At 63.6% G+C, this 12,176-nt stretch carries 12 protein-coding genes and 1 other RNA gene; 1 reads left to right on the forward strand and 12 read right to left on the reverse strand.

Translation table 11 applies throughout. The features are described 5' to 3' along the window. Positions 1 to 37: 37 nt before the first annotated feature. Positions 38 to 703 carry a thiamine diphosphokinase gene (locus Q6E04_RS00950; RefSeq protein ID WP_303248967.1) on the reverse strand — a complete coding sequence of 222 codons (666 nt, stop codon included), beginning with the start codon at positions 701 to 703 and terminating at the stop codon, positions 38 to 40. Between the two features lie 116 nt (positions 704 to 819). Here Q6E04_RS00950 and rnpB point away from each other — a divergent pair. After that, an RNA gene (gene rnpB / locus Q6E04_RS00955) (RNase P RNA component class A) lies at positions 820 to 1,177 on the forward strand. A 120-nt stretch (positions 1,178 to 1,297) separates the two neighbouring features. Here the strand turns inward: rnpB and Q6E04_RS00960 are convergent. The 11 genes from Q6E04_RS00960 to Q6E04_RS01010 form a co-directional block, all read right to left on the reverse strand. Then, positions 1,298 to 2,155 carry a DivIVA domain-containing protein gene (locus tag Q6E04_RS00960; RefSeq protein ID WP_303248968.1) on the reverse strand — a complete coding sequence of 286 codons (858 nt, stop codon included), beginning with the start codon at positions 2,153 to 2,155 and terminating at the stop codon, positions 1,298 to 1,300. Between the two features lie 32 nt (positions 2,156 to 2,187). Beyond that, positions 2,188 to 2,442: a YggT family protein gene (locus tag Q6E04_RS00965; RefSeq protein ID WP_303248969.1), complete on the reverse strand. Its 255-nt coding sequence runs from the start codon at positions 2,440 to 2,442 to the stop codon at positions 2,188 to 2,190. Beyond that, positions 2,443 to 3,288, reverse strand: coding sequence for a cell division protein SepF (locus tag Q6E04_RS00970; protein ID WP_303248970.1), 846 nt, complete (start codon positions 3,286 to 3,288; stop codon positions 2,443 to 2,445). A 31-nt stretch (positions 3,289 to 3,319) separates the two neighbouring features. After that, positions 3,320 to 4,015, reverse strand: coding sequence for a YggS family pyridoxal phosphate-dependent enzyme (locus Q6E04_RS00975; RefSeq protein WP_303248971.1), 696 nt, complete (start codon positions 4,013 to 4,015; stop codon positions 3,320 to 3,322). Beyond that, the gene (locus tag Q6E04_RS00980) at positions 4,006 to 4,839 is read right to left on the reverse strand and encodes a polyphenol oxidase family protein (RefSeq protein ID WP_303248972.1); all 834 of its coding nucleotides are present in this window, start codon (positions 4,837 to 4,839) and stop codon (positions 4,006 to 4,008) included. The genes Q6E04_RS00975 and Q6E04_RS00980 overlap by 10 nt, the downstream gene beginning before the upstream one ends. A 63-nt stretch (positions 4,840 to 4,902) precedes the next feature. Then, positions 4,903 to 6,039: a cell division protein FtsZ gene (ftsZ, locus tag Q6E04_RS00985; protein WP_303248973.1), complete on the reverse strand. Its 1,137-nt coding sequence runs from the start codon at positions 6,037 to 6,039 to the stop codon at positions 4,903 to 4,905. Between the two features lie 179 nt (positions 6,040 to 6,218). Then, positions 6,219 to 6,977 (reverse strand): cell division protein FtsQ/DivIB, encoded by a 759-nt coding sequence (locus Q6E04_RS00990; protein WP_303248974.1) that lies wholly within the window; start codon positions 6,975 to 6,977, stop codon positions 6,219 to 6,221. Positions 6,978 to 7,212: 235 nt separating this feature from the next. Then, positions 7,213 to 8,124, reverse strand: coding sequence for a UDP-N-acetylmuramate dehydrogenase (gene murB / locus Q6E04_RS00995; protein WP_303248975.1), 912 nt, complete (start codon positions 8,122 to 8,124; stop codon positions 7,213 to 7,215). 10 nt (positions 8,125 to 8,134) lie between these two features. Further along, positions 8,135 to 9,520, reverse strand: coding sequence for a UDP-N-acetylmuramate--L-alanine ligase (gene murC / locus Q6E04_RS01000; RefSeq protein ID WP_303248976.1), 1,386 nt, complete (start codon positions 9,518 to 9,520; stop codon positions 8,135 to 8,137). Positions 9,521 to 9,564: 44 nt separating this feature from the next. Further along, entirely contained in the window at positions 9,565 to 10,665 is a 1,101-nt protein-coding gene (gene murG / locus Q6E04_RS01005) for an undecaprenyldiphospho-muramoylpentapeptide beta-N-acetylglucosaminyltransferase (RefSeq protein WP_303248977.1), read from the reverse strand. Further along, the gene (locus Q6E04_RS01010; RefSeq protein WP_303248978.1) at positions 10,662 to 12,173 is read right to left on the reverse strand and encodes an FtsW/RodA/SpoVE family cell cycle protein; all 1,512 of its coding nucleotides are present in this window, start codon (positions 12,171 to 12,173) and stop codon (positions 10,662 to 10,664) included. Before Q6E04_RS01010 ends, murG begins: the two co-directional genes overlap by 4 nt. Positions 12,174 to 12,176: the final 3 nt, after the last annotated feature.

The following is a 12,176-nucleotide window of genomic DNA, read 5'->3' on the forward strand; positions in this document are numbered from 1 at the left end:
CCGTCCGTCCGTATCGAAGGCGGCGCGGTCGAATCGCCTAAGGGCGCCTGCCCAGCTTCAGCCGCTCGAGCGGAAGGGCCGGCAGATACACCGCGAGCGTGCCCGAAGACACCTCGATGCGCACCGGGCGACCGACGAATTCGTTCGAAAGACCCAGCGTGACATCGCTTGCAAGATCGACGTCGTCGGCGGCGTACTTCGCGCCGCGCTCGGTCACGCCCGCGGCCGCATCGGAAAGCGAGAACACCGAAAACGTGCCCGATTCCAGCGCTGGAAGCTCGAGGACGTCGCAGCACGACGGCGAAAGGACCGCGAGCACGGCGCCTTCCCCCACGGCAACGGCGCGCATGCCCGCGTGCGCGGCGCCTGCAAGCGCGGCGATCGTAGCGTGCGTGTGGTCGAGGCGTCCGCCCAAAGCGCCGTAGACGGCGACGGAAGCATACCCCCGCAGACGCGCCCAATCCAAAGCCAGCGCCGTGTCGCTATCGTCTTTCATGGACGGATGGCGCTCGATCGGCACATCGCACGGAACATATCCGAGCGAGTCGAAATCGCCCAGAGCGAAATCGGGCGAGAACCCCGCATCGCGCAAGGACGCATAGCCGCCGTCGACCGCGACCGTCGCGTCGAAGCGCTCGTTTCCGAAATGGGCCGCATCGAACGACGCCGCGCCCACCAAGGCGCATTCGAATCCCGTGTTCACTTGATATGACCTCCCGTCGAAAGAACGCGTCCGGAAACGCGCGAAGCATGCGTAAAAACGATACGCGCGAAGTTCTTCGCCCGCATCTTGCGGGCCAATGATACAATAGCCGTCGCTATGCGGGCCAGATGGTCGCGGGGGGCCCTGAGCCCCATGAGGAAAGTCCGGGCTTCTTGAGGCAGGATGCCGGCTAACGGCCGGGCGGGGAAACCCGACGGAAAGTGCTGAAGAAACTTAAACTCCCACTGGCGCATTCGCGTTAAGAGAAAAGCTGAGAAGGTGCGGTAAGAGCGCACCAGCATGTTGGTAACAGCATGGCTTGGTAAACCCCATCCGAAGCAAGGGCGAATAGGCATGCGATACGGTTGAGCCTCTCCGTGCATGCGGGTAGCCTGCTTGAGGCGCGCGGCGACGCGCGTCCTAGATAAATGACCGTCTTCGAAGACAGAACCCGGCTTATAGGCCCGCTACGGCGCACGATGCAATGCTCCCTCCTGGGAGCATTTTTCGTATGCAGACGCCCCACTCCCCTTCCTATCCCGGAACTCGGCCGGATCCACGCATAAAAAAGCCCGCTTACGCGGGCTTTTCACTTTAGTCGATATCTCCCAGGTCGAACGCGTCGGAAGCGTCGCCGTAGCCGCTCAGGTCCTTTTCGACCGTCGAAGGCTTCGGGGTGACGGGAAGGGTCACGGGCGTCGCAGGGGCGGCAGACACGGGTGCGGTATAGCTCGGAGCGACCGCTCCGGTAGCGCCGGCGGGAACGGCCTTGTGCACCGGGGCCTGGCTCGGACCGGCAAAGCGGGCATGCGCGCGCTTCTTGCCGTCTTTCTTGGCCAGCTCGTCCTCGACGTCGTCGAGCTTGGAGCTCGCGTCGTCGATGAACGCCCTCAAAGCCTCCGCGTAGACCTCGCAGGTCTCCTTGTGAGAGCGGTCGAGCTCGTCGATGGCATCCTCGATGCGGGCCTTCTCGGCATTGGCGCGATCGATGATATCTGCGGCGTCAGATTCGGCATCGGCCTTGATGCGCTTTGCTTCGCCGTTTGCGGCGTCGATGACTTCCTTGGCAGAACGCTGGGCGGTCACGAGCGCGTTGGCGATGGCAGAGGCGTCGTTTTCCTTCTCGGAAAGCTGACGCTCGAGCTCGGCGATGCGCGCATCTTTCTCGTCATCGGTCAGAGGAGCGGCCTCCTGCTCGGCGGGCTCGTCATCCACCTGCACAGGAAGCGCGGGCTCGGCAAAGGCGGCATCCATATCCATAGGCTCGTCGTCATCGTAGGAGATGCCGTTCTCGAGCTCGTGGATGCGTGCGGTCAGCTCGTCGATTTCGGCATTGAGACCGTCGATTTCGGCAGCGACGTGCTCGAGGAACACATCGACTTCGTCGACGTCGTAGCCCTTGCGGTCGACCGTGAAGCTTTGGTTATGAATTTCTTCGGAAGTGATAGCCATGACAGCTCCTTAACGCGTATCGAGATGCCGATCTAGAGAATGCCCACGATCAGCCGTACAGCGAATTGTAATACAAGCAGTGCGAAAATCGGCGATACGTCCACCATCCCGCCGATCGGAGGGATGAATCTTCTGAAAAGATCGAGAAACGGATCGCATACCTTGCCCAACACGGTGTCGATGTCGGCGATGATGCCGCTCTTCTGCGGAATCCAGGACATGAGCACGTACACGAACAGGATCATCGTGTACACGTCGGCCAAGGAGACGATGAGATATTCGAGCATTTACATCAGCCCCTGGTCGCGCAGACGGTTGGTCTCGCCCTCCGTAAGGCCGGCACCGCGCGTCAAGGCGAACACATGTCCCGAAACGCACTCGACGCGCGCATCGAGCGCGCAGGCGACGCCGAAGCTGAAATCGAGAATGCGCTTCCCCAGGGCATCAGGCGTGCTGCGCAGCGAAAGCACTGCGACGTCGCCTGCCTTGAGGATCTTCGCGATACGCTCGGCATCGGCGTAGCTTTCGGGCTTGATCACGGTCAGGATGCGCGTCGCACGCTGCACGATACGCGGCTGGGTCTGGGCGGGCGCAGGTGCGGCAGCCTGAGGCTGCACATCGGCCGCGGGAATCGCGGGCATGGCAGGCACGTCCTGAACCGCGGCGAAAGCGCCGGTCTGCGCGGAAGAGACGGACACGGGGGTCTTCGCAGCGTGTGCGCCCTGGCTGGGCGGCGCGGGCTCGAAAGAGGTGTCGAAAGGAGCGGGACGCTGCTCCTCGACAGAAGTCGGGCGCTCGGCACGGGCCGCAGCGTCGATCGCGTCTTCATTAGGCGTGTACTGGGTATGCGCGCGCACATCGTCGGCCGTTACGAGTTTCGGCATTTGAGGAGCGAACGATACAGTAGCCGCCGCGTCTTTGCGAGGCTCGCGCGCATAGTCGGCGTTGTCGTCGAACGCGTACTCGCCGAAATCCTCCTGGTCGAAATCGTCGTAGGAGTCGTCATAGCGATCATCATGCGGATCTTCATGCGAGGAAGACGGACGCGCATGCGAAGCGTCCTTGAACCCGAAGCGGTCTTTGAAATCGAGACGATCCTTCAAATCGTCGAGTTTGGGGATCTTCAAATCCATGTTGTTTCACCTTATCCTTCGAGCGAGACCGTTAGCTCGCATAGTCGTCGCTGAAAATGGCGCGGCCGACGCGCACCATGGTAGCCCCTTGGGGGACGGCTTCGAGATAGTCGTCGCTCATCCCCATGGAAAGTTCATGCAGATCGATGCCCCGCACGCCGCAGCGCTCCAGCTTGTCGCGCATCGTATCGCGCAGGATGCGCAAGTCGGCGAACGTGGCCCGCGCGTCTTCAAGGCTTCCGCGCATAGCCATGGTCATCAGGCCCGCCACGCGTACGTGCTTCAGCTTGCTGCACGCCATCAGCATATCGAACAATTCGTCAGGCTGCACGCCTTGTTTGTTCTCTTCGCCGTCGTTGACCTCGATAAGCACGTCCTGCACGATACCCAGTCCTTCGGCCAGGCGATCGATTTTCTCGGCATGGCTTCGTTCGCACAGCGAATGGATCAGGCAGGCGCGACCCACGACCGTGGAAAGCTGACGCGACTGGATATTTCCAATGAAGTGCCAGCGCTCGTCGGGAAACGCGTCGTGCTTGCGCGCAAGCTCCTGCGGGCGGTTCTCGCCGAAGTCATGGATGCCTGCGGCGACGGCCTCTTCGACCGCCTCGAGGCCCACTGTCTTCGACACGCCGATGATCGTCACCTCGTCCGCGCTGCGCCCGCTTGCTTCGCAAGACGCGCGCACTTCGTGCGCGATCCGCTCGTATCGTTGCTTCAGAGCCATGGATCCGCCCTCCTCGCGTCATCAGAAACCCTGACCGCCACCGCCGCATGGCGGCCGCAGCATCCCTTGGATGCCCGGTAGGAATAATACCGGCGTCCGGCGTCGCATACCGTGCAAGCCTGCGCATCGACGATGCGGTCCGCATCGACCCCGCATGCCCGAAGGCCCGCACGAAGCGCCTTCGCCATGTCGACGAAGGGCCCGGGCAAAACGACCTCGTCGCCGAACTCGTCGGAAAAGACCTGGGCCACCTCGGCCCCCACCTCGAAATGGCAGCTTCGGATATGAGGGCCGATATAGACGTTGAGCTGCGAGGGCGCAACGCCTTCTTCCTCGCACAGACGCGCGACGGCCTTCTCGGCGATGCGCGCGACCACGCCGCGCCACCCCGCATGCACCACCGCGAACGCGCCCGTGGGAGCCACGACGATCACGGGGACGCAATCGGCGAAGCACAGAAGCGCCGCGGTGTCGGGACATGCGACGACCACGCTGTCGGCCCCCTGCGCCGCGCAATCGGCGCACTCCTCCGCATCGCGCGCATCGCGGCAGGTCACGATGACATCGCCGTGGACCTGATGCGGCTGGATGCAAAAGGCGTCGGCCGCGCCGAGCGCCGCAAGCAAGGTCGCCTTGTTCTGCTCCACATGGACGGGGTCGTCGCCGACGTGGCCGCCCAGGTTCAAAGAATCGTACGGGGCGAGGCTTGCGCCGCCCGTGCGCTGCGTGAAGCCGACGCGAACGCCCGTCGCGGCGTAGAGCGCATCATCGGTTATGAGCGTGCATGAAGAAAAGCGACCCTCGGAAAGCCGAGGGAACGGCATATCGAGGGTCGCTGATTCATGCGATGAGACGTTCGTCGTCATATCGCCTGATACCTATGTCTCTTAGCGGCGGCGCAGGAAATCGGGGATGTACTCCTCGTCCGCGATGCGGGTCGAAGCGGCGTTCGCCGACGTTGCGACCGGGGACGTGGGATGGCTCTGGTTGGACGTGTAGGTGTCGCGAACCGGCGCCGTGGAGGCGAACAGGTCGTTGCGCGCGTTGTCGAAGTCCATGACTGCCTGCGTGGTGCGGGAGAAGCCGGTGGCGATGATGGTGATGCGCACCTGATCGCCCAGGCCCTCGTCGATAATCTGGCCGTAGATGATGTTGGCGTCTTCGTCCACGACGGCTTCCATGGCACGTGCAGCGGCATCGACCTCGGCGAGCGTGAGCTCCGGGCCGCCCGCGATGGAGAACAGAACACGGCTGGCACCCTGGATGGAGGCCTCGAGCAGGTTGGAGTTGATAGCCTGCGTGGCGGCATCGAGCGCGCGATTCTCGCCCGAACCGTAGCCGATGCCCATCATTGCGGTGCCGGCGTCCTTCATGACGGTACGGATGTCGGCGAAGTCGAGGTTGATCAGGCCGGGGATGGTGATCAGGTCGGTCACGCCCTGGATCCCTTGACGCAGCGTATCGTCCGCGATGCGGAACGCGTCGAGCATGGAGGTCTTCTTATCGATGACCTCGAGCAGGCGGTCGTTGGGGATGACGATGAGGGTGTCGACCTTCTGGGACAGCAGATCGCAGCCCTGCTCGGCCTGGTTGCGACGCAGGCGGCCTTCGAAGCCGAAGGGCTTGGTGACGACGCCGACGGTCAGCGCGCCGATTTCCTCGCGCGCGATTTCAGCGACGACGGGAGCGGCGCCCGTGCCGGTACCGCCGCCTTCGCCTGCGGTGACGAAGACCATATCGGCCTCGGCAAGCGCTTCGCGGATTTCCGCACGGGATTCCTCGGCGGCCTGGCAGCCGATTTCAGGATTGGCGCCTGCGCCAAGGCCTCGGGTCAGCTCTTCGCCGATGTGGATGGTCTTGTCGGCGCTCGAAAGGAGCAGGGCCTGCTTGTCGGTGTTCACCGCGATGAACTCGACACCTTTCAGGCCGGCCTCGACCATACGGTTGACGGCGTTGGTGCCGCCTCCGCCTACGCCCACGACCTTGATGACGGCCAGGTGCTCAGAACCAATAGTTTTAGGCATCGTATCCTCCATGCGTGCTACATATCCAGCGCGTTTCTTTGCGTCGCATTATCTCAAACAATCTGCCGGCTATCGTTAAGAAAGCATGACAGATTCACTTTACACGAACTCTATGAGTTTGCAAGAAACGATGACGGGGCGTAACCCATCATCGTCGAAGTTCCACGATATCGCAGCCGCTACGTCGTGCGCCACGTGGGACTCGTCGCCACGCGGACGTTGATATAGGACACGCTGCCAGGGTGATCGGCCATGATCTGCAGGCAGACGCGCTCTTTGTCCCTGATATCGTCGGCGGAGCCGAAGGCGATCTCGATGTTGGAATCGAGGGTGATCGTGGTGTTCTCGGTCGACGTAGCCGACACCGTCTTCACTTGGTTTTTGAGGTCGGTGGTCAGGCCCGTGACGATATCGAGGGCGTTGACGATGCTTTCGTCGTTGCAATACGTGCCCACTTCGGGAGCGACGCCATAGGCGACGTCTTTGATCGAAAGGACCTCGGCTTTGTCCTCGTAGATCTTGGGGCTGATCGACGCGGCCGCCTCGCTTCCTTCTTCAGGAATGGCGCACAGCCACATGCCGTCGACCGACAAAGCCCACTCCTCGATCGACTTGCCCTCGTCGACACTCACCTCGACCACGGCGCCGATGGCGCGCTCGGTCACGGCGAGGTTGAGCGTCTCGGGAAAAATCCTCTGCACGTCGACGTCGGCGACCCAGGCATCGCGCAGGATGCTGCTTTTGATCGCACCCGTATCGACTCTGAGAAGCGTGGTGTCGCTCGGCACGTTGGCGAGCTGGGTCATCTCGGCAGACGTGAGATGCTCGACGCCCGACACCGTGACTTGCCTGATCGAAAACAAATTCGAGAAATACACGCCGGCGATACCTGCGGCCAACACGGCCAGAACGCCCAACAACACGAACACCTTTGCCATATGAGCGCGATAGGTCCTATTCACACGGGCGTCGCGACTCATTTGACCCTGCGCGAGAGACCCGACCTTGACCGTGGAGACGCGCGGCTGAGCGCTGCCGAAATCTCGTTTGGCATAAGGCGATACCGTACGCGGCGAAGGCCTGCCCGCCGTGCGCGGCGGTCTGGTCGTGCTGCCACGGGGGATGTTCACTTGGGCCTTCGAAGCGCGCCGCGGCTGGGGCGCCGATCGACGGTTATTGCGGGAAGCCAAGGAAACGCACCTCCGGTACAAGCTCGATGCCGTAGCGCTCTGCCACGGCGTTTTGGACGGCGTGAATCAAAGCGAGCACCTCGACGGCGCGCGCCCCTCCCCTGTTCACGATGAAATTGGCGTGCAGCTCCGAAATCTGGGCGCCGCCGCACGACGCGCCCTTCAGGCCCACGTTCTCGATGAGCCTCCCCACCGATTCGCGCTCGGGGTTGCGAAACACGCTGCCGCATGACGGCAGCGCGAGCGGCTGGGTGGTGCGGCGGCGTGAAAGCGAACGCTCCATGCGCATGCGGATTTCCTCGCGATTCCCCTCGTTGGTGGAAAGCTCGCATTCCAGCACGATTTCATCATATGGAAGCGAGGTCTCGCGATAGCCCCACGCGATGTCCGAGGCATTATAGCGTCGCAGGCCGGTGCCGGGACGAAGCGTGGTGACGGTGCAGACGCGACTGCCGATGTATTCGCGGCTCGTACCTGCATTCATGCGCAGCGCGCCGCCCACCGTGCCGGGCGTTCCGACGGCGAACTCGAAGCCCGCGCGACCATGCGAGAACGCCTCGCGCACCACATGCGACAGGCGGCAGGCCGAACCCACGGAAAACGTCGCGGCATCCTCGTTGTAGCAGCAGGCCGAAAAGCCGCGGCCGAGCGTGATGACCGCTCCGTCGAAGCCTTCGTCGCTGACCAGCAGGTTGCTGCCCTTGCCCAACGCGACCCAGGGCACGCCCCAAGCGCGCAAAGCCTCGGTCACCCTGGTCAAGGAAGGCAGGGTATCGGCTTGGATATAGTAGCGGGCAGGCCCGCCTATGCGATACGTCGTATGACGGCTCATCGGCTCGTTTTCGAGAACCGTTCCCTCGAAACGCGGGCCGAACAGGCGTGCGAAAGACGACATGCTCGCTCGCCTATCGCGCCGCCAGGGCCTCGACGATGCGCGGTCCGAAGCCCGTGACATCGCCTGCGCCCATCGTGATCAGCAGGTCTCCCTCGCGCAGCTGCTCGAGAACGGCGTCGACCGTGGCGTCTTTGTCGGGCAGATACGTCGCCTTGTCCAAATGGCCTCGCTCGGCCACGGCATCGGCGATGAGCTTGCCGCTGACGCCCTCGATCGCAGCTTCGCCCGCCGCGTAGACATCCATGACCATGACGGCGTCGGCCGCGTCGAACGCGCCCGCGAATTCGCCGGCGAGGCTTTGCGTACGCGAGTAGCGGTGCGGCTGGAACAGCACCATGACGCGGTCGAAATCAAGCGCTTTGGCAGCGGCGATCGTCGCCTCGACCTCGGTGGGGTGATGCGCATAGTCATCGACGACGGTGACGCCTGCGGCCTCGCCGATCAGGTCGAAACGACGGCGGACGCCCGAATAGCCTGCCAAACCCGCGGCCGCGGCTTCGACATCTTCGCCCAAGGCCCAGATGACGCTCAACACGCCTGCTGCATTGAGGGCGTTATGCACGCCCGGGCTCTTCTCCAGGCGGCATGCGACCGTACGGCCATCGGCGAAATGCAGCGTGAACAGCGTCGCGATTCCCTCGGTGCGGTAGTCGAGCACGCGCGTGTCGCACGCCTCGCCGAAGCCGTAGGTGATCACGCGCTTGCCGCTGCGACGGGCGAGTTCGGGCAGTGCCGGATCCTCGCCGCACGCCACCACGGCGCCCTCGTCGGGAACCGAGGACATGAAACGCAGAAACGTCTCCTTGATTTCCTCGAGACCGCCCGTGTAGTGGTCCAGATGATCCGCTTCGACGTTGGTCACGAGCGCTACGTAGGGCGACAGATTCAAAAACGAGCCGTCGCTTTCATCCGCCTCGACGACGTAGTATTCGCCGGCGCCCGAAACGGCGTTGGTCTGATAGGCGTCCACGATACCGCCGACCACGAAGGTCGGAGCAAGGCCGAGCGCGTCGGTGGCGGTGGCGAGCATGGAAGACGTAGTGGTCTTGCCGTGCGTGCCCGCCGCGGCGAGCGTCTTCTTGCCGCGGCCGAGCTCGGCGAGCATGCGGGCGCGCTGCCACACGTCGATGCCGCGCTCACGCGCCTCGACGAGTTCGGGATTGGTTGCGGGAATGGCGGTGGAAACCACGACCACGTCGCAATCGGCAGGCACATTGGCCGCATCATGGCCGATGAATACAGGGATGCCCGCCTCTTCGAGCTGCTGCGTGTAGCGCGAAGCCTTCATATCCGAGCCGCTTACCTTCATGCCCAGATCGGACGCGACACGGGCGATGCCGCTCATGCCGACGCCGCCGACGCCGATAAAATGGACGCATTTCGCTTCTGAGCTCATCAAATTCCTCCTCGAAGATATTTCGAACAAGCATTGTAGACGGTTTACCCCGCATCCGCGATGCGGCACACAACATCCGCCAAGTTGGCCGCAGCGTCCTGGGTCTTGAAGCCCGCCGCCGCATCATGCATGCGTTCGCGCAGCTCCGCATCGTCGACCAACGCGAACAGCTTCTCGGCGAACGCCGAGCCGTCCAGCTCGTCGTCACGCTGCATGTACGCCGCGCCGCTCGCCACATAGGCCTCGGCGTTGGTGGTCTGATGGTCTTCGGCCGCGAACGGGAACGGCACCAGCAGGGCGGGAAGCCCGATCGCCGAGATCTCGGCGAGCGAGGTCGCTCCCGCGCGCGAGATGGCGCAGTCGGCCGCTACGAGCGTTTCGGCCATACGGTCCTGGTAGGCCATGACCGTCCAACGCTTCGCCTCGTCGGAAGTCAAGGAGAGCTCCTCTTTCACCGCATCGAACTCCTTCGGACCCGTGATATGCACCACATAGAGATTCTCGCGGGCAAGCAGCTCTTCTTTCAATGCGCCGACGGCTTTGTTGATATGACGCGCGCCCAGGCTTCCGCCGAACACGAGAAGCATCACAGCGTCGTCGGGAATGCCGAGCATGCTCCTGCCCTGCTCGCGCGTGGCGTTCAACACCGAAGATCGCACGGGATTGCCCGTCAGCACGATCTTGGACCGGTCGGCGATGTCTTTGCCCGCCGCCTCATAAGTCAAGGCCACGGCCTTGGCTCGCTTGCCCAAGAACTTATTCGCCATGCCCATGACCGAATTCTGCTCGTGCATCGCCAGGGGAATGTCGAGCGAAGCGGCCGCCAGGCCCACGGGGATGCAGACGTATCCGCCGAATCCCACCACGGCATCGGGGCGCACCTCGCGCATCCAGCGCTTGGCCTTGCGCGCCGAGGCAGCGATCTTCGCCGTCGAGGTGATCAGCGTCCACGGCTTCTGACGGTCGAAACCCGCTGCCTCGAAGGGCACGAATTCGATGCCCGCCTGAGGCACGAGCCGCGCCTCGACGCCGGTCGGCGTGCCCGCGAAGCAGACCTCATGGCCGCGGGCGCACAGCTCTTCGGCAAGCGCAAGAGCGGGATTGATATGTCCGGCGGTTCCTCCGCCTGAAAGCACGACCTTCATCGCCTTCCCCTTTCGGAATCGAGGGCGCGCTGACGCGCCCTTTCGCGACGGGATTCCCGACGCGCCTCTTCGCTTCGAGACGAAGCGCGCGATGTCGCACGCCGCCCTTCCGACCGCGACGACGGCGAAACGACATCCGACCCCCGCTGACGACGGCGCGTCCGCGAAGCGTCCGAACCCGCGTCCGACGCGCCGCAAAACCCGCGGGAGCGCTCGCCGCGTCCGCGGACGCCCGCAGCATCGTCGCGACGACGCCCGGGCTGCTCGACCCTGATCACATTCAGGTCGTTGCGGCGGCGCTCATACGGCGTCAGCACGTTGGACCCCACCGAGACCGACATGATCAAGCCCACGATGAACAACGACGCGAGCACCGACGAGCCTCCCGACGAGATGAACGGCAACGGCTTGCCCGTAGTCGGAAAGATTCCCGTGGCGCAGGCGATGTTCAGAAAAGCCTGGCCCACAAGCATCACCGTGAGACCGCCCGCCATCGTGGCGCCGAACGGATCAGGGGCGCGATGCGCGATACGCAGGCCCGCGAACAGGACCACAAGGAACAATCCGATGACCGCGAGCGCGCCCACCAGACCGAGCTCTTCCCCGATGACCGAAAAGATGAAGTCGGTCTCGGCTTCGGGCAGGTAGAGGAACTTCTCGCGCGAATTGCCCAGACCCACGCCGAACAGGCCGCCTTCGGCGAAGGCGTAGAACGACCTGATCATCTGATAGCCGGTGCCGTAGCCGCCGTAGCCGTCATCCCACGGATTGAGCCATACGGCAAGGCGATCGGCGCGATAGCCCACCATGCCGAACACGCCCGCTGCAAGCACTGCGAAAAACAGGAGAAGAAACCAGCGCAACGGCACTTCGCCGAGCCACATGACGGCGAACGCGCCCATCAAGATCACGATAGCCGAACCCATATCCGACTGCGTCAGATACAGGAAGGCGAGAGGCGCCACGACGAGCACAAGGGAGGCGATCACCGTATCGCGCCAGCTCGACATCTCCTCGCGATACCGATGGAGAATGCCTGCGGCGGCCACCACGAGCGCGATCTTGGCGAACTCGGTAGGCTGGATGCTCATGCCGCCGATGAAGATCCAACGCTTCGCACCGAGAATCTCGGTGCCGACGACGGGCACCGCCAGCAACATGAGCACCGCCGCGCCCCATCCGATCCAAAACCACGGGCCGTCCAGCCAGACGTGGTACGGGACGAACTTCGCCAGCACGAAGGCGATCGCACTGCCCGCCAGCACGAACAATGCCTGCTTCGAGACGTACGAGAAGATGCTGTCGCCCTGCGAGATGGCTTCGATGGTGGACGCGGAGAACACCATGACCAAGCCGATCAGCACCAAAAGGATGGTGGCGACCACCAGCATGACGCGAGGCAGCATGATATCGGCCGGCACGCCGCGGGCGTCGGCCTGGCGGCGCGCCTGGTCGCGCGCGACGGGTCCGGTTGTATCTTGAGAAGACGCGGCTCGGGCCACTATCACCAG

The sequence above is a fragment of the uncultured Slackia sp. genome (genome assembly GCF_959608125.1).
In the GTDB taxonomy this organism is placed as follows: Bacteria; Actinomycetota; Coriobacteriia; order Coriobacteriales; family Eggerthellaceae; genus Slackia.